General features: G+C 50.0%; 16 protein-coding genes. 11 read left to right on the top strand and 5 right to left on the bottom strand.

What is annotated here, in order from left to right; translation table 11 throughout:
• Positions 1-18 precede the first annotated feature (18 nt).
• Positions 19-2,010, bottom strand: coding sequence for a M13 family metallopeptidase (locus ACZ5ZV_RS18460; RefSeq protein WP_464118682.1), 1,992 nt, complete (start codon positions 2,008-2,010; stop codon positions 19-21).
• Positions 2,011-2,152: 142 nt separating this feature from the next.
• Here ACZ5ZV_RS18460 and ACZ5ZV_RS18455 point away from each other — a divergent pair, with 142 nt between their 5' ends.
• The 8 genes from ACZ5ZV_RS18455 (at position 2,153) to ACZ5ZV_RS18420 (ending at position 8,839) form a co-directional block, all read left to right on the top strand.
• Positions 2,153-2,668, top strand: a complete 516-nt coding sequence (locus tag ACZ5ZV_RS18455; RefSeq protein WP_464118681.1) for a hypothetical protein — start codon at positions 2,153-2,155, stop codon at positions 2,666-2,668.
• A gap of 8 nt (positions 2,669-2,676) precedes the next feature.
• The gene (locus ACZ5ZV_RS18450) at positions 2,677-3,921 is read left to right on the top strand and encodes a DEAD/DEAH box helicase (protein ID WP_464118680.1); all 1,245 of its coding nucleotides are present in this window, start codon (positions 2,677-2,679) and stop codon (positions 3,919-3,921) included.
• The gene (locus ACZ5ZV_RS18445) at positions 3,921-5,060 is read left to right on the top strand and encodes a hypothetical protein (protein WP_464118679.1); all 1,140 of its coding nucleotides are present in this window, start codon (positions 3,921-3,923) and stop codon (positions 5,058-5,060) included. The genes ACZ5ZV_RS18450 and ACZ5ZV_RS18445 overlap by 1 nt, the downstream gene beginning before the upstream one ends.
• 347 nt (positions 5,061-5,407) lie before the next feature.
• Complete coding sequence (hppD, locus tag ACZ5ZV_RS18440) at positions 5,408-6,466, top strand: 4-hydroxyphenylpyruvate dioxygenase (RefSeq protein ID WP_464118678.1); 1,059 nt, start codon at positions 5,408-5,410, stop codon at positions 6,464-6,466.
• 7 nt (positions 6,467-6,473) lie between these two features.
• Positions 6,474-7,658: a bifunctional diaminohydroxyphosphoribosylaminopyrimidine deaminase/5-amino-6-(5-phosphoribosylamino)uracil reductase RibD gene (gene ribD / locus ACZ5ZV_RS18435; protein WP_464118677.1), complete on the top strand. Its 1,185-nt coding sequence runs from the start codon at positions 6,474-6,476 to the stop codon at positions 7,656-7,658.
• Between the two features lie 85 nt (positions 7,659-7,743).
• The gene (locus tag ACZ5ZV_RS18430) at positions 7,744-8,157 is read left to right on the top strand and encodes a PspC domain-containing protein (protein WP_464118676.1); all 414 of its coding nucleotides are present in this window, start codon (positions 7,744-7,746) and stop codon (positions 8,155-8,157) included.
• A gap of 5 nt (positions 8,158-8,162) precedes the next feature.
• On the top strand, positions 8,163-8,591 hold the full coding sequence (locus ACZ5ZV_RS18425) for a hypothetical protein (RefSeq protein ID WP_464118675.1): 429 nt from the start codon (positions 8,163-8,165) through the stop codon (positions 8,589-8,591).
• Positions 8,591-8,839 (top strand): hypothetical protein, encoded by a 249-nt coding sequence (locus tag ACZ5ZV_RS18420; protein WP_464118674.1) that lies wholly within the window; start codon positions 8,591-8,593, stop codon positions 8,837-8,839. Before ACZ5ZV_RS18425 ends, ACZ5ZV_RS18420 begins: the two co-directional genes overlap by 1 nt.
• A 46-nt stretch (positions 8,840-8,885) precedes the next feature.
• Here the strand turns inward: ACZ5ZV_RS18420 and ACZ5ZV_RS18415 are convergent, their stop codons facing one another.
• The 3 genes from ACZ5ZV_RS18415 to rfaD are packed head-to-tail and all read right to left on the bottom strand — an operon-like array spanning position 8,886 to position 12,405.
• Entirely contained in the window at positions 8,886-9,677 is a 792-nt protein-coding gene (locus ACZ5ZV_RS18415; RefSeq protein ID WP_464118673.1) for an RNA methyltransferase, read from the bottom strand.
• Complete coding sequence (locus ACZ5ZV_RS18410) at positions 9,678-11,420, bottom strand: aromatic amino acid hydroxylase (RefSeq protein ID WP_464118672.1); 1,743 nt, start codon at positions 11,418-11,420, stop codon at positions 9,678-9,680.
• A 16-nt stretch (positions 11,421-11,436) separates the two neighbouring features.
• Positions 11,437-12,405, bottom strand: coding sequence for an ADP-glyceromanno-heptose 6-epimerase (gene rfaD, locus ACZ5ZV_RS18405; protein ID WP_464118671.1), 969 nt, complete (start codon positions 12,403-12,405; stop codon positions 11,437-11,439).
• A 168-nt stretch (positions 12,406-12,573) separates the two neighbouring features.
• Here rfaD and ACZ5ZV_RS18400 point away from each other — a divergent pair, with 168 nt between their 5' ends.
• From ACZ5ZV_RS18400 to ACZ5ZV_RS18390, 3 genes are all read left to right on the top strand, one after another.
• On the top strand, positions 12,574-14,130 hold the full coding sequence (locus ACZ5ZV_RS18400; protein WP_464118670.1) for a S41 family peptidase: 1,557 nt from the start codon (positions 12,574-12,576) through the stop codon (positions 14,128-14,130).
• Positions 14,127-14,771 (top strand): alpha/beta hydrolase, encoded by a 645-nt coding sequence (locus tag ACZ5ZV_RS18395; protein WP_464118669.1) that lies wholly within the window; start codon positions 14,127-14,129, stop codon positions 14,769-14,771. The genes ACZ5ZV_RS18400 and ACZ5ZV_RS18395 overlap by 4 nt, the downstream gene beginning before the upstream one ends.
• Positions 14,772-14,863: 92 nt before the next feature.
• Positions 14,864-15,274, top strand: coding sequence for a bacteriohemerythrin (locus ACZ5ZV_RS18390; protein WP_464118668.1), 411 nt, complete (start codon positions 14,864-14,866; stop codon positions 15,272-15,274).
• Between the two features lie 39 nt (positions 15,275-15,313).
• On the opposite strand, the gene ACZ5ZV_RS18385 is transcribed toward ACZ5ZV_RS18390, so the two are convergent.
• Entirely contained in the window at positions 15,314-16,573 is a 1,260-nt protein-coding gene (locus ACZ5ZV_RS18385) for a U32 family peptidase C-terminal domain-containing protein (RefSeq protein ID WP_464118667.1), read from the bottom strand.
• Positions 16,574-16,612: the final 39 nt, after the last annotated feature.

The following is a 16,612-nucleotide window of genomic DNA, read 5'->3' as shown; positions in this document are numbered from 1 at the left end:
CCTGAAGAAGCTATTGCTTTACCAGATTTGAACGCGTTCTTTTTCCGGCAGAGTCATGGGGTCGCCAGCCTTGCACTGAAAGGTTTCAGCAAACGCCGGCTGCTGCTTGATCTGTTCATTGATGCGCGCCGGACCCGAGGAATGGGGGTCGGTTTTGCGCAGTAAGGCCGCATTGTCGGGGCGGATGACTTCACACCACAGGCGACCATAGGCGACGAAGAAATCTTTCTTGTCTTTTTCAGAACCTTTTCCGTCCGGGAAGGCGGCATTGTAGGCAAAGGTCACGCCCACCAGATCGGCGACATTTTCACCCAGGGTCAGTTTACCGTCGTGACCTATTCGATTGAATTGATCGATCATTTTTTGCCCGCGCAGGTTGAACTCCATGATGTCCTTGGTGGTCATCCACTGTCGTAGGCGACCTTCGGAGTCGTACCTGGAGCCACTGTCATCAATTCCGTGACCCAGTTCGTGGCCGACGACAGCTCCGACGGCACCGAGATTTTCGATCACGGAACCGTCCTTGTCATAGAAAGGGTACTGCAGGATTCCGATGGGCAGAACGAACTTGTTTTCGTTGGGACTGTAGTAGGCATTCACGGTGAGAGGACTCATCGCCCAGGCATCCAGATTTGCGGGTTCACGCAGGTCCTGCATGGATTTTTCCCAGCGGGCCTGGCGACGCAAGATGCGGTTTTTGATGGCATCTGTTTTTGAATATGTTTTCAACGGCAGGAAATCCCATTCGCGCTCATTGTGAGGCTTGACCAGCTGCAATCGGGCCACTCGAATCTTGGCCAGGGCCTCTTTCTTGGCGTCTTTGGATAGCCATTTGTTTTTTTCTAATCCTTGCAGAATGCTGGTGCGTACGCGAGAGGCCACCTCATGGACCTTGCTTTCGTCAAAATTAGGAAACACCTGATCTATCAGAGCTGCATCCAGTTCCTTGGAAAACATGCCGCTGACCGAAGAGGTGCAGCGTTCCTGGCGAACGGGTCGGACTGCCGGGCCACCGAAGTATTTTTTTTCAAAATCAAAGAAGGCCTGGAACATTTTTGGATAGCCGTCATCCATCGTGTCCGGCAACGCACGTGTCAGCAACAGATCCTTCCAGACTTGCAAAGGACGTTTGGGAATCTCCGTGTTCAGGAAGTCCAGGGATTCGGGGATCGGTGTGCTGATCAAAAGTGATTCCGGGATATTTTTGAATATCAGATCCAGTTTCAGATTCGGATATTTCTTAGCCAGGTCCTTCTGGTAGGCCACTCGTTTTTCGCTCCAGCGCTGGTGGCGAACGGCGGTGACAGGATAGATTTTGACAAAGTCTTTTTCCAAGGCGATCAGTGCCTGGGCCCGGGTTTTGGCCTCGTCTTTTTTGATTTTCGGATCAATGGTTTGGAAGAACTGAATCAGGATACTTTCATAGTCCTTCATCAAGGCTTCTTGCTCATAGTACTTGTGATCAGGAAGATCCATCAGATTGGCCTGCATCATGGCATCATTCTTCTTTGGATCATCCAGATTGTTTGAGGGCCAAAGGCGAACCAGTCCCTCTTTTCCCTGAGGAAGAAGGGCATGGGCATAGCTCACCAGATCATCGGTGGATTTGATTTTGGCCATTTCTGCCAGAACTGCTTTCACGTTGGCTTTTTCTGCTTTGGCTTTGGCAGAGGAGTTCATGCAGGCCATATAGAAGTCACGTGCTTGTTCGGTGCGGGGGTCCAGATTCTTCTTTTTGGGAAGCTCCTTCATGAACTTCATTTGAATTTCAAGAAGACGCTCGCGGGAATCACTGAAGGCAAAAAGGTGGCGGCTGCGGTCGTCGCGCAATTTGAAGGAGCTTTCTGCTTTGGAGCAAACATACTTGTGGAAATCCTCGCAGGGATTGACGTCCGTGTTGACAGGAAACTCCCGCTTGGCCGGGATGACAGAACTGGGGGCGGTTGTTTTGGGTGTGGCAGCGGCCATCAATGGCACGGTCAACAACGTCGGCAGTAGGAGCTTCATCATCAGTAACAATCCTTTGTTCGTTTTTTCGAGATTCAATCGTACCCGGCAAATAGGGTCATTTAAAGCATTTGATCGGCGGCGTTAAGAAGAACGAAGTTGGCAAGACAAGAGGCCAGATGTAAACCAGACTAAAGGGGGAAAGATGAAACGTTTTCTGATGTTGCTTGTGGCAACGATGGCTCTGACCGCTTGTAAAACTGTTCAAATTGAAAATGGTGAAGTTCCTGATGAATACCTGGCGCGCGCCAAAAAGCTGGAAGGTGTTTATCATGGATCTTTCGAGGGTCGTTCCGGCCAGTTGACCATCACCTTTGAAGGCAATAAGCCGCTGCTTCTGTATAAGGACTCCCGGGGGGAAAGTTTGCTGGCGTCCCAGTGCCAGTCTTCCATCAACAACCTGAAGTGGGCTTACGTCACCCGCAAAGGTGCGGTGGAAAGTGTCGGGTTCTATTTCGATCCGGGTCTTTGCATGATCGATGGACGTGAGGTTCAGTTGTCCTTCAGTAAAGACTATCGCACGATTCGCCTTTCTTTGTTGGAGCGTCAGTACATGGAAAGACGCTGCCGTTGGGAAGGTGGCGGTCCTAACTTCCCGCCAAGAGAAGTCTGTGAGTTTTACCAGAACGATATCAATCTTTACGGTAAGTTCTCTCGCTAATTCGCTTCATGGCAAATCCTTCCGTCGATCTATCACCTGAACAAGCTGCCGCCCTGGATCTTTTAAGATCCGGGGAAAATGTCTTTTTGACCGGTGGGGCGGGCAGTGGAAAAAGTTTTCTGATTCGTCAGTTCATGCGTGAACTGGATGCGAAAGAAATGCCCATTCTGGCCAGCACCGGGGCCGCCGCAGTTCTTTTGGGTGGCCGGACCTTCCACAGCTTTTTTGGCTTGGGTATTATGGAAGGCGGTGCCGATGCGACGTATGAGCGCGCTTCCAAAGATAAACGTCTGATGTCGCGTCTCAGAAAAGTCGAAGGTGTGATCATCGACGAAATTTCCATGATCCCCGGTCAGGCCCTGATGATTGCGGAAGCGCTGGCCCAACGGGCCCGGGAATCCAAGCTGCCTTGGGGCGGTATGCGAATCATCACTGTGGGTGATTTTGCACAACTACCTCCCGTCACACAGAGTGGGGCGCGGGACTGGTGTTTTTTAAATGGTGTGTGGGAAGCCAGTGGCTTCCAAACGGCGATTTTGTCCCACAATCAGCGGGTCTCGGAAAATTTGTTTTTAGATGTACTCAGTGATGTTCGCCATGGGCAGGTCACAGAGCGAGTTCGCGATTTTTTGAATGATCATGTGCAGACTCACGATGAAGACGATCCAGGCACCCGATTATTTCCTCGCAAGATCAACGCCGAAAAGTTCAACGAAAAAAAACTCTACGAAATCGACGAAGAGGAGGTGGTGATCGAATCGGCATACACCGGTTCTGAACGCCACATTCAAATGTTGAAGAAAGCTTCGCCCATCGCGGAAAAGCTGATTCTGAAAATTGGTTGCCAGGTGATGTTCCTGCAAAACGATCCGCAACGCCGTTGGGTGAATGGCACCCGCGGGACGGTGACCGATATCACGTCTGATCAAGTCACGGTTCGCAAAGAGCGTGGTCGCGAAGTGCAGGTGTCCAAGTCATCTTTTGCTTTGCAGGACGCCGAAGGCATGGTTATGGCCCAGGTGGAGCAGTTCCCGCTGACTTTGGCCTACGCCACGACCATCCATAAAAGCCAAGGGGCGACGCTGGATGATTTGTGGTGTGATCTCAGTCAACTGTGGGAACCGGGTCAGGCCTACGTAGCGCTCAGTCGCCTGCGCAGCGCCGAGGGGCTTCATCTGATTGGTTGGAATCCACGATCCATCATCGTGGACCCGAAAGTTTTGCAGTTCTATAAGCAGTTTGAAGGTTTGTAATGCGTTTATTAAGTGCAGTTCTTGTGACCGTGTTTTCCTCTGTGTCATATGCTATTTATTTTCCGTTGCCAGCGGGGCATCGAGAAGCCTTTATGGGTAATGCGGGTGGAGCGATGGAGGCTTCGCCAGGAAATGCCTTGTACAATCCTGCGGGTCTGGGGTTTCGAGCGACGAACAAGCTGTCACTTTCCGTCAGCGGCACCGCCTTAACTCAGCATGAAATGAAAAGTGGTAAAAGCGATTTGAGTCCAGGGGACTATTCCGTGCGACCGTTGATGGCGTCGGGCATCTATCCGACCTCGTGGGGCACGGGTGCTGTTTTTGTGGCAAGTCCGATGATGCTAAGTCTTAATGGCTTGCTGAGTGCTCCAAGTGGCGCCTATGACGTGTCCTCTTTAACCAGTTTAGATAGCCAGGTCTTGAAGGTGGGGGCGGCCTTTGGCTCTTCCCGAAGCGAGAGTTTTGCCTGGGGAATTTCTTCAGGTTTGCAACTTGGAAACTCTCGATCTCACTCCTATACCAAGCTGCGCACGGGGGGAAACCTTTATGCGACGATGTTCACGGAAACGGAAAGCAGAATAAAAGGAGTTTTTGTTTTACCTGGCCTGCAGTTTAAACCTGTCGCTCAGTGGACGCTCGGACTTTCTGCGCAGTTTATGCCGGTGTTATTGGAGTCCACGGCGGTGGACTATACAGCGGTGCATGCCGTGGCAACGCCAAATACGGTGAATGAAGAAACCGTTTCCTACCAACCAGTCGGGGATTCTCCATACTACGTGCGTTTGGCCAATGGATTTAATTTGCTGGCAGGAAATGATGTTTTTATTGATGTCACCTACACTTCAGAATCGACGACGAAGGACGCCGACGGGCAGGTTGAAAGTGACGAGGCCTTTTTTGTCTATTCTGTTGGATGGAGAAATAAGAGTTTTGAATCCTGGCAGCCAATGGCGGGTTACAGTCATTCTGCGACCGGCAATGTGACCAACCACTTAAGCAGCGCCGGAGTGGCGTTTGTACGTGGACGAAGTGAGTTGATTTTAGGTGGCTACTATATGACGTCTGTCCCTAAGGAAGCCAATAACACTTTGGACTATTCAAGTTACGGCTTTATGTTTTCCAGTAATGTGGCTTATTAAAGAATCCACATCAGATCGCGCAACATCCCGATCACCAGTATAATCAGCAATGTTTGCACGACCAGCGCCACATAGAACCAGGGCGATAGTTTTTTCTGCGGGGCTTTTTCCACGGCAGTCCTCATAGTTGTAGGTTACGAGTGGCTGATGTTGATGCTGGAAACCACGACATGTTTAGTATCGGTTGTTTTTGAAAATATGAATATCCCCTACATAGATGATCCTGCATTATGAATGAAGTGTAATAAAAGATGTCTAAATGTTTGATATTCCTAAATTTAATCATGCTTGAATAAGCTTAAAAATAGGGCTACTGTCAGCACCATCAAAGTAAATATGGAGGACTCATGGCTCAGATCACAGAGCAAAATCCTGTAGGACTTAACGGGGTGGATTTCATCGAATATTCCGGCCCTGACGCACATTTCTTCGAACAAGTTTTCAAGCGTTATGCTTTTAAAGAGGTGGGCCAGGTTCATGGCAAAAACATCAAGCTTTTCCGTCAAGGTGACATCAACTTCATCTTGAACTGTGAGCCTCAAACTTTCGCAACTGACTTTGCCAAACTTCATGGCCCCTGCGTTTGCGCGACAGGTTTCCGTGTTGTGGACGCTGAGCATGCTTTCAAAACAGCTGTGGCTCGCGGGGCGCGCCCTTACGAAGGCAACGATCATCAAAAAGGGGCAACACCTTTTCCGGCGATCTATGGCATTGGGGATTCTTTGATCTATTTCATGGACCAAAAGAATCAGGATAAACTTTATAACGAAATCTTCCAGGTGAAGCCGGAAGACAAAGCGCCTGCGGGCGTGGGTTTCACCGTCGTGGATCACTTCACGAACAATGTGCCTAAAGGTGAGATGAACAAGTGGCAAAAGTTCTATGAAGATGTTTTCGGCTTCTATGAAGCAAAATTCTTCGATATCCGCGGCAGCAAGACGGGCCTTTTGTCCCGCGCGATGAGATCTCCATGTGGCAAGTTCTCGGTACCTATCAATGAGCCGACAGAAGACAAGTCCCAGATTCAGGAATATCTGGATGAATATAAAGGTTCCGGTATCCAGCACATCGCTTTGCTGACGAACGATATCAATTATTCTTTGGAATCCTTGAAAAACAGTGACATTCAGTTCCTGACACCGCCTCCGCACGCTTACTATGAAATGATTCCAGAGCGTGTGCCAGGTGTGACCGAAGATATTTCCCGTTTGGAAAAGAATGCGATTCTGGTGGACGGGGATAAAGAAGGTCGGTACCTGCTTCAGATTTTCACCAAAAATACTTTTGGTCCGATCTTCCACGAATTGATTCAGCGTAAGGGCCACGATGGTTTTGGTGATGGAAACTTCCAGGCCCTGTTCGATGCGATTGAACGTGATCAGCGCGAACGCGGCTATTTGACGTAGGTGATTTATGGATATGATTCGCTCTGTTCCTGTTCCGGCTTTGGGTACCAAGCTTTCGGCTGAAGAAGCCATGAGGTTGGCTATCAGTGAGGCCTACAAAGGAGCCACGCGAGTCAGTCCGAACCCTTTGGTGGGGGCCGTGATTCTGGATGCTCAAGGCGGCTTTTTGTCGGCCGGGTATCATGAATTTTACGGCGGCCCTCATGCCGAAGTGAATGCACTGAAAGATCTGAAGCCCGAACAACTTCAAGGGGCTCACGCTTTTGTCACCCTAGAGCCCTGCGCCCATGAAGGAAAAACTCCCTCCTGCGCGAAGATGATGGCAAAGCTGCCGTTAAAGAAAGTGACTTTCGGTTTGATTGACCCCAACCCGTTGGTGGCAGGTCAGGGGGCCGAGATTCTTCGTCAGGCGGGTATCGAGGCGGAGGTGTTCTCTTCTGCAGATCCTGTTCTGGAGGCAAAGCTGAAGCTGGCGTTGGAAGAGGTTTGTGAAGCTTTCTTGTGGAACTTCCGACAGAAGAAAGTTTTTGTGTCTTTGAAGATGGCCTCCAGTCTGGACGGTCAGGTGGCCTTGAAATCAGGTGAAAGCCAGTGGATCACAGGTCCTGAATCCCGTGAATATGTTCACTATATCCGAGCCTGCCATGACGCCATTTTGGTCGGCAAGGGCACCATTGAATTCGACAACCCGTCTTTGAACATTCGGCATCCCACAATTAGCAAAAAGAACAAAGTTGTGGTGATCGACGGAGAGGCCGAGTTGCTGGGGAAGTTTGCGCACCTGAAGTTGGCGGATGTCCATGACCCGGCCGATGTTTTCTGGTGTGTGGCCGAAGAGCTTCAGGAGAAAGTCGAAGCACTTCTCCAGTCCTTGGGAAGAGCCCCTCAGATTGTCTATGTGAAAACTCGTGTTAGCGGGGATCTGGATTTGCAGGATTTGCTGGCGAAGCTTTATTCAAAAGGCATCCGGTCTGTGATGGTGGAAGGTGGTGCCTTTACGGCAAGCTCCTTTATCAAAGAAGCCCTGGTGAATCGTATCTATATGTTCCAAGCACCGATCATCATGGGTTCGGGCGGGGCGCGTTCGTGGACGGAAACCATCCGGATCAGCGCCATGGCGGACAAACTACAGATTCGCAACCCTCGTTATCTGACTTTCGGTAACGATTTCATGATTACGGGGACCTTTTAAACCCTTCCGTACTTTTAATAGTGCAACCTCTACAAAGATGCTAAAACGATTCCTATTGGAAATCGGCTGCTTATTCGGGGGAGTGATGGAGCAAAGTGCACAGAAACTGGACTATCGTTGGGTTCGCTCTGACAAAGGGGCGTTAGCTGGCGTTTGTAAGGGTTTGGGCGACGCTTTAGGTATTGAAACATGGATACTGCGCGTCATTTGGTTGATTGCAGTTCTCTGGTTCGGCACTGGGATCTTGTTTTATTTGATCCTGGCGATCTGTTTGCCCCGCGTCGACAGACTGGACCAAGCTCTAGATAGAAAGCTCCTTGGAGTCTGTGCTAGAATAGCTAAACGATACCAGATTGAGGTGGGGATCGTAAGAACGGGATTTGTTCTGTTTTTACTGGTCACCTTCGGAGCCGCGATTCTGGGATACGGCCTTTGTTACTTCTTAATTCCCAAGGCCGATGAATCCGCAAGTCGCTCAAAGAGCGCAGGAGTATTTTAATATATATGGGTGATGACAGTAGTAGGTCGATCGTAAAATCCCTTAAAAACGAATGGTCTTTGTTTTTGGAGGCTTTCCAAGGCGAAGACAATGAAGCAGAAACAAAATCAAAAGACTCACAAGATGCGTTCGCCAGCGGGCAGTTGGAAGTTCTGGATCTGGATCAGATCCGGGAAATGACCAAAGCCTTGGTGGAGGATCGCAAAAAACTCAATCAAAAGCTTGAATCCCTGTCCAAAGAGATTGATCTGAACTCAGCCAAACTGGAAAGTCTGCGTTTGGTGGGTGGTCCAGAGGACGAAACCATGAATCGTATCAACGAACTTCATGATCTGGGGCAAAGCATGGCCCAAGCCCTGCAAAAGTTGGATAAGAAACTAAGATCCATCCGGGAACAGGAAGATCGATTGAATGAGGAGCTTCTGACATCCTAATGGGATGGTGGGGGCTTCTTCCTTTGGTGGCGATGGCGGACTTTGCTTTTACGGGCAAGGTCCTGAGCCTGCAAAAGAATCCATTGAAAAACAACTATCTGGTGACGATGGCCACGATATCGACCCCTATGGAAGTTGATAAAGGGGCGGACTATCGTTGTCTGCAAAAAGCCTTAAAGTCGCAAGAGGTTGTGGAATTCACGTTTGATGCAAAGCTGATGAAGATCCGCTCGTGCAAAACCCCCTAGGCATTTGATAAAGGCCCGTATTTGGATTTGGACCTTTTTGAACAGCCTATTGGTTTGGAGTGCGCTTCTGGAACTCTTTCCATTCACGCAATTTACGAATGCTTTGTTGAAGGACGGTTTCCAGAATAACCAATTCCTTCTTCGTCGGTGTGTTTTGTAAAAGCATGCGGCGGAGAACTGTAAAGACGTTGATCTTTCTTTGGCGAGTCAGATCAAAGCCCATTTCTTCCAGCCAGGTTTTGAGTGTCTGTTCGGGATTGATGCCTTCAATGCCCTGAGGAACCCGGCGAACTTTACCGCCATCCAGCTTGGTACGGTTGCCGCCCCATGCTCGACGCAGCCCGAACATCCCCAGCAGAGTGGCTTGAGCCAGATTCAAACTCCAGTTTTCACCAAACGTTGGAATGCAGGCGCAGAAGTTGGCCAGTTCCAGATCTTCTCCGGCAAGGCCCCAGTCTTCCGGTCCGAAAATCAGGTGCACAACGTAGGGAACATCACTTGAAATTTGGAATTGCGGGGACTTGGTGGCGATGTCGTGAAAGACCTCTTCCATGTCACGGACCTGACGACCTTTGCCATCACGAGCGGTGAAGGCGACCTTGATGCTTTCCGGCTCTTTGGCCAAGAAATCGTCCCAGGAGTTGTACACCGTGCGGTTTTGCAAACCTGTTTGTCCGGTCGCGGCCGCCTGTTGTGCTTCATAGGTCAGTTCGCATTTGGGGTCGATCAGAATCAACTTTTCAACACCCATGTTGCTCATGGCTCTGGAGGTGGCGCCAACATTGCGCTCATAGATTGTGCGAACCAGAACAATGCGAACTTCAAAAGGACGTTTCATCTAAAGGGCTCCCGCCAGTACCAGCCCGTCGGCGATCAGACCGCTTGTTTTCTCATCTTTGGAGGCAAGCTGGGACAGATCTTTTTCAAGCTGGGTTTTGAGTGAAGACTGTGGAGCTCGTGCCAACACCAGCTCCAGAGCTTCCAAATACAACAACCAGTCTTGCGGGGCCACTGTTTTGTGTTCGGCCAGAAGCTTTTCCAAGGTCGTCGTCAAAGCCTCGCCCTGAAGTTTGTCTTCGCGAGCCTTTCTCAAAGCTGCATAAAGACCCCGACGTTTCAGTTCTGTTTCTGAATATTTCGGAGCCGGAACACGTTTGGCAACAAAGTCTGTGGTTTCCCCGTAGGCCTCGCGGTCCGCGGGACCACCAAAGACAGACACCACCTGGGAGCCCACGGCCATGTCGAAGGTGCCCCATTCGGGAGCAAACAAAACACGGTCCTGCAATTGGGCCGAAGCCTGAGTCAGGCTGATAAGAAGAGTCTTGCCATCACGAGTGATGCGGGACTGAACCTCGCCCTTCACCACCACACCGGAAGTGAATTCCAGGTGCACGGTTTTTCCGGGGGTCACATTCAAAGATAACCATTCAGCGTCAGTGAAAGTGGACGGACATTGGCCCGGATGAGACTTCAGGAAGCCGATGGGAGTTCCAAATCCATGCGCATGATAATTCTTGTCATGTCCGGAAAGTTCCGCATCCTGATAAGACAGTTGTGAAGGTCCTTGCAGGCGAAGATAGGCAACGCCTCCGGCAGAATCTGTGATGGCTTCAACGATTTGACCTGAAATCTGAATACCTGAATTAAGTTCCGCCGTATTGACGGATTCAGCCTGGATGGCTTTGTTCAGACCTTTCAGGCCTCCCACACGGAAGGCCATCTGATCAGCCATTTCATCCAGGACTTGCACCAAGTTTTTGAAATCGGTTGCCACAAACAATTGTGGTTGCGGCTCTGTGATGTCGTAGCTGGTCTTGATGCAGTCCACGGTCAGAGGGATTTTCTTAACTTTGGCACTGAGGCACCATTTCGATTCACCGACACTGGAAAGCAAGCCGGCGCCAAAGATCTTGGGATTGTTCAAATCCCCAATCAATCCGTATTCGGCGGTCCACCAGTTCATGCGGGAAAGCTCTGAAGCCTCGGAAATATGGGTAATGCTTTTCCCCACTTTATCCAGCCGCTCTTCTGCGGCTTTGACCTGTTCCGGTGTTGAGGATGGATTTTCTTTGATATCGGAAAGATCACGGATGGCTTCGTAAAGATCCAGATCCTCTTTGCTGATGATAGCCTTTTTGGCCACCTGTGCATATCTGCGAAGGTAATCAGAAAACTCGGGATGAATCAGAATCGGCGCATGTCCTGCCGCCTCGTGAACAATGTCCGGGGCCGGCGTGTAAAGCAAATGATCCAGGGTGCGCATGTCAGAGGCGATCGGCAGAACTCCCAAAGACTGCAGTTCCATGAAGGCAGCCGGCGGAATGAAGCCGCTCACAGGAAGAGCTCTCCAGCCGAATTCCTCCAATTTTATGCTGACGTCTTCGATACGTGGAATGCGTTCGATGTCGATCCCGGTTTTTGCCAGCCCTTCCACATAACATTCATGTGCGTGCTTGGATAAGAAGGCTTTGAGCTGGCGCAGAATATAGCGCCACACGGCCTGATCAATGGCCGTGTATTTTTCGTAGTGTTGTTCTACGACGTATTTTCTTAAGTGTGGCGGTAGAAAGTCCGTCTCCATGAATATTTACGCTCTCTTAAATGTCTTTGTCGTCTTTGGAAAGATAGTTCTGAACATAGTCGGCCACGGCTTTTTCCAAAGGCCATTTCGCGGGACTCATCCCCGCGGCCAGCCACTTGTCAGTTTTGGCTTCCGTGTAATACTGGTATTGACCGCGAATATTTTCCGGCATTTCCAGCCAGTTGATTTTCATGTCCTTACCCATGGCCTTAAACACGCTTCCCGCCAGATCCAGCCAGGTGCGCGGTTTTCCGAAGCCCATGTTGTAAACGCCATTGACAGGTTTTTTATCCATCAGCTCGGCCATCCAGCCGGTGACATCTTTGACATAGACGAAGTCACGCATGAATTCGCCGTCTTTGTACTTGGGATCAGCGGATTTGAACAAACCCAATGCGCCGGTGTCTTTGATCTGATTGTAAGCTTTGAACGCCACGCTGGACATCGGACCTTTGTGGTACTCATTCGGACCAAACACGTTGAAGAATTTCAAACCATACCAGTGTGGCGGAGTTTTAGTCTGTTTCACCGCCCAACGGTCAAACAGAACTTTGGATTCGCCGTACAAGTTCAGTGGACGAAGTTTTTCCGGGTCGGTGGTGTCGTCAAAGCCCAACTCGCCCGCCCCATAGGTTGCCGCACTGGAAGCATAGATCATGGATTTGCCATGCTCGGCACACCATTCAAAGATTCTTTGCGTGTAGTGGGTGTTGTTTTCCCATAGGAAGTCCTTGTTGGTTTCAGTCGTGGAAGAACAGGCCCCCATGTGAATGATCCAAGTGACTTTCTTTTTGGCTTCATCGGTTTCAAGAAAAGGCCAAAGCTCATCCTTTAGCAGGAATTTGGAAATCTTTTGTTTGCGAAGAAGGTTGCGTTCGCCCAGACCCACAGAGTCCACGGCGACCACATCGTTGAACCCCTTTTGGTTGAGTTCCCACACCATCACACTGCCAATAAAACCGTTTGCACCTGTTACGATAATCATAGTGATTTTAAGGTATTACAGGCTCTGGGAAAGCTCAAGGCCGGGGGCGTTGTTTAGGGCCTTGGCGAATAGGAAAAAACTTCCAAAATACACCGCCGAAGTGCAACCAATTCGATCTGAGCGGGCATGGCCGTTGCTCTAGGAAAGCCGTCGGGTCGGAGGCTTTGAGTGCTCAGTTCAGCAAGGTTCTTTACAATCTCACTTTCCGTATTGGTTCTGGGGGCCAGCCTGTATTTATGGCGTGTCTCTGGCACGGAAGGCCGCGGGATTAAAACCACAGAAGACTATTGGGCAGAGACGGGGCTGGGGCCGGCGGCTCTGGAGGATCTTTTGCAGGATCAGACCTGCAGCAGTTCGCAGCGCTATTTCCTGGCGTGTGCCAACTCCATTTTGACCGTTGCCAATCGCTTCAACCTCAGTCTTGGTTTGAATGGCAAACTTGTGCCTGTACACGAGTCAGTGTCCGCCGACATGAGCTCTGAGAAGAAGCAACTGGAGCCTTGGCAGAAGTTCTTTACCGAGAATACAGACAAGGCCGTGAAGATCTCTTTCCTGAAGGTGTGGAATGAGCTGCAGGAAGAGTACATACCCGAATCTCAGCGTGCGATGATGATCGGTCTGGGGTTGAATGGGTTTATCTCTGTTTTCCGCGATCCTCATACCTACTTCATGCCGGTGTCCCAGTTCCAAGAAGTGATTTCCCGTGCGGACAGTCGCTCTGTCAGTCTGGGGATCTCTCTGGGCACGGCCCATGGGAAATATGTCATTCGTAAGCTGACTGAAGGAAGTCCGGCCAAGCTGGCGGGCTTGCAAAAGGGCGATGTTCTGTTATCGATTAACGGCACTGAAGTGAAGGGCCTTTTGCAGGCACGTGTGTCGGAACTTCTGAAAGGCGAAGTTGGAGAGATCGTTAAGATCCGCGTTTTGCGAGATGGTGAAGAACTTAAGTTCCGTCTGCGCCGTCAGGAGATCACTATTGCCACGGTTTCAACCCGTGTGATTGAAGGCATTAAGCCCATTGCAGTGATCGGGATCAACAAGTTCGCCCGCGGGGCCTGCGAAAAAGTGAAAGAGTCGCTGGATATTTTAAAGAAATCCCATGTTCGTGGTTTGTTGTTGGATTTGCGCGACAATCCGGGTGGTCAGATGGAAGAAGCCGCATGCATTGCCAGCTTATTTGTCGGACCGGATGAAAAAATCTTTGAAGTTCGTTACCTGGATCCCAGCAAAAAGTCAGAAGAATTTTATGGTGGCGAGGAAAAACGTTTTGATCTGCCGATGGCGGTGTTGATCAATGCGGCCTCCGCCAGTGCTTCTGAGATCGTGGCGGGAGCCTTGCGTGATCTGAATCGGGCGGTGCTGGTGGGTGAACGCACCTTCGGCAAAGGCTCGTTCCAGGAGGGTGAGTACTGGTCTCAGAACAAAAAGATCGCCTTGTTTGAAACCAAGGGCTTCTATTATCTGCCTTCGGGCAGATCCCCGCAGATGAAGGGCCTTGAGCCTGACGTGGCGGTGAACTTTGAGGAGATCTCTGTGGTGCGTGAGGCGGAACAGTTCATTCATCCGCTGCGTGCACCGGAACGACAGATTCGTATGCTGGGGAAAGCTTTCGCCACTGGCGACTGTCTGGAGATGGAGGACGCATTGTCTTCTGAAGATATGCAAATGACAAAAGCACGACAGATTTTATTTTGCACAAAAGCGGTCGCTAGGGCAGGGCTATGATCACGACAAACCTTTTTAAGCATAAGTTTATTCCCGCAAAAAAGAAGTCAGACTTTCTGATGATTGTTCTGCATGGTCGCGGGGACAGCATTCGTCCGTTCTTTTCTTTTGATGAAGAACTGAATCTGCCAGAGATGAACTATCTGTTGCTGAATGCTCCCAGAAAGTTCCTGGATGGCTATACCTGGTATGGTGAGCCTCCCTTCCAGGGCCATGGGGTGATGAAGATTCGGGAAAAGCTTTTTGATCTGCTCAACGATCTGGAAAACCAGGGTTGGGACAGTCGTAAGATCTTCCTGTTTGGCTTTTCTCAAGGGTGCCTGATCAGTGCCGATGTCGGGTTGAACTATCCCAAAAAGCTGGGGGGTATTGTCGGCATCAGTGGCTACTTCAATTTCTATCCGCGCTGGCGTAATAATCTGTCCTTAGAGGCCAAGCAGACTCCGTGGTTGTTTACGCACGGTTATCAGGACGACATTCTGCCATTGGAAGAAACCAAATTTGGAGTGGAGAAGTTGAAAGACGCCGGGCTCAAGGTCCAGTGGGTTGAGATGGAAAAAGATCACACTTTGAAAGAAGAAGAGTATCCCATAATAAGACGCTGGGTTCGTGACCAACTTTCTGACCTCAGAAAAAATTAGATCCTTATGATGGCCGTCATGTAGTCCGCTATCCACCCCTCCGATGAGTTAGATGTTACAGAGATTTAACAAACCGGACCAAGGGGAAAAAGATGTCTGATTCATTCTTTAAGTGGGATCAAAGTCGACTGACGACTCATGTGGATGCCATGGACAATGAGCACAAAAAGCTGATTGAAATCATGAACAAGCTTTACGATCGCAACGAAAACAAAGCGGGCAAGGCTGAGCTTGCGGCGATTGTGCGTGAGCTTGCCAGTTGGACGGTGACTCACTTTGAACACGAGGAAAAGTTTTTCGATACACTTCCGTATTCTCATGCGACTGTTCATAAAAAAATCCACCGGGATCTGATCGAGCGACTGAAAGGCCATCAGGCAGAGTTTGAAAAGACGGACACCTTGTCTCAAGCCTTCTTTCAGTTCCTAAAGACCTGGCTGACCGCTCATATTATGGGTATTGACACCAAGTACGGCGAAATTGCAGCCAAGAAGTCGGCCTAAAGAATGTGAAATGCACCTCAAGAGGGTGCATTTCCTGTTTTAGAATCCGCCTTTTTCCAGCAGACTGACCAAGGAATTTGCCTGGGGTTTGATGGGAAGTTCCAGATGATAGATCAAACCTCCTCCGCCGGCTTGCGGGACACTTTCGTGCTTGTCGTTGGTGATTCTTCCGACAAGAGCCTTTTGTGTGCCCTCCGGAGAGATGATTTCAATCTCCTCCCCGGGGCGCAGGCGGTGCCGGGCCTCAATTTTTACAAATCCCGGCTGATCTGAATCGCCAATCACGACACCTGCAAATTTCTGACTGTAGTTTCTGGAGGTTGAGTGGCGGTATTCCTGGGCATGATGGCTGAGGTTTCCAGCCACAAAACCTTTGTGGTAGCCACGGTTGGCTATCTTATCCAGCTCTAGCAGCAAACTGCGATCAAACTCTTTACCCGCCATCATATCATCAATGGCTTTACGGTAAATGCGTGAAACCATCGCAGCATAGTAGATGGATTTTGTACGTCCCTCGACTTTGAAGGAACACACCCCGGCGTCGCGCAGTTCGCGCAGATGCTCGATCACGCACAAATCCTTGGCGTTCATGATATAGGTGCCGTTTTCGTCTTCATCGATCTGGTAGAACTGGCCTTTGTTGCGCAAGTCCTCCAGATAGAACTCCTCTTCTTTGCTGGTGTCGGCTTTGTAGATATTGTAGCCATAACGGCAGCTATTGTCGCAAACCCCCTGATTGGCATCTCGATAACTCATGTAGTGTGACAGCAGGCATCGGCCCGAGTAGGCGATGCAGATCGAGCCGTGCACGAAGGCTTCCAGCTCGATGTCGGGCACACGCTCGTGGATCTCTTTGATTTCCTCCAGGCGCAGTTCGCGGCTTAGGATGATGCGGGTGGCACCCTGTTGCTGCCAGAACTTCACGCTTTGCCAGTTCATGCAATTGGATTGAACGCTCAGGTGGATGTTGACATCGGGATCCACTTCTTTGGCGATCATCATCAGGCCGGGGTCGCTCATGATGAAGGCATCCGGTTTCAGATTCACCCATTTTTTGAAGTTTTCGCGGAAGGATTTCAGCTTCAGATTTCGGGCAAAAATATTGGCCGTGACATAGATCTGTTTTCCATTCTCGCGAGCGAATTGAATTCCTTTTTCCAGATCCTCAAAGGTCATTTCATTTTCGCGGGCGCGCAGACTAAAAAGCGGGACTCCGACGTAAACTGCGTCGGCACCGAAGTTGTAAGCGTACTTTAGCTTTTCAAGAGAGCCTGCTGGCATTAGAAGTTCCGGACTCATTCCAACCCCTTTTGGTATTGATTCGAGGGGAGGTTCTAA

The sequence above is a fragment of the Bdellovibrio sp. HAGR004 genome, assembly GCF_055397015.1.
Note: the sequence above shows the minus strand (reverse complement) of the source record. Positions and strands in the feature narration are given on the sequence as shown.

Coding starts and splice junctions, on each gene's coding strand:
- ACZ5ZV_RS18460 (WP_464118682.1), bottom strand. CDS start 2,010: ATGATGAAGCTCCTACTGCCGACGTTGTTGACCGTGCCATTGATGGCC.
- ACZ5ZV_RS18455 (WP_464118681.1), top strand. CDS start 2,153: ATGAAACGTTTTCTGATGTTGCTTGTGGCAACGATGGCTCTGACCGCT.
- ACZ5ZV_RS18450 (WP_464118680.1), top strand. CDS start 2,677: ATGGCAAATCCTTCCGTCGATCTATCACCTGAACAAGCTGCCGCCCTG.
- ACZ5ZV_RS18445 (WP_464118679.1), top strand. CDS start 3,921: ATGCGTTTATTAAGTGCAGTTCTTGTGACCGTGTTTTCCTCTGTGTCA.
- hppD (WP_464118678.1), top strand. CDS start 5,408: ATGGCTCAGATCACAGAGCAAAATCCTGTAGGACTTAACGGGGTGGAT.
- ribD (WP_464118677.1), top strand. CDS start 6,474: ATGGATATGATTCGCTCTGTTCCTGTTCCGGCTTTGGGTACCAAGCTT.
- ACZ5ZV_RS18430 (WP_464118676.1), top strand. CDS start 7,744: ATGGAGCAAAGTGCACAGAAACTGGACTATCGTTGGGTTCGCTCTGAC.
- ACZ5ZV_RS18425 (WP_464118675.1), top strand. CDS start 8,163: ATGGGTGATGACAGTAGTAGGTCGATCGTAAAATCCCTTAAAAACGAA.
- ACZ5ZV_RS18420 (WP_464118674.1), top strand. CDS start 8,591: ATGGGATGGTGGGGGCTTCTTCCTTTGGTGGCGATGGCGGACTTTGCT.
- ACZ5ZV_RS18415 (WP_464118673.1), bottom strand. CDS start 9,677: ATGAAACGTCCTTTTGAAGTTCGCATTGTTCTGGTTCGCACAATCTAT.
- ACZ5ZV_RS18410 (WP_464118672.1), bottom strand. CDS start 11,420: ATGGAGACGGACTTTCTACCGCCACACTTAAGAAAATACGTCGTAGAA.
- rfaD (WP_464118671.1), bottom strand. CDS start 12,405: ATGATTATCGTAACAGGTGCAAACGGTTTTATTGGCAGTGTGATGGTG.
- ACZ5ZV_RS18395 (WP_464118669.1), top strand. CDS start 14,127: ATGATCACGACAAACCTTTTTAAGCATAAGTTTATTCCCGCAAAAAAG.
- ACZ5ZV_RS18390 (WP_464118668.1), top strand. CDS start 14,864: ATGTCTGATTCATTCTTTAAGTGGGATCAAAGTCGACTGACGACTCAT.
- ACZ5ZV_RS18385 (WP_464118667.1), bottom strand. CDS start 16,573: ATGAGTCCGGAACTTCTAATGCCAGCAGGCTCTCTTGAAAAGCTAAAG.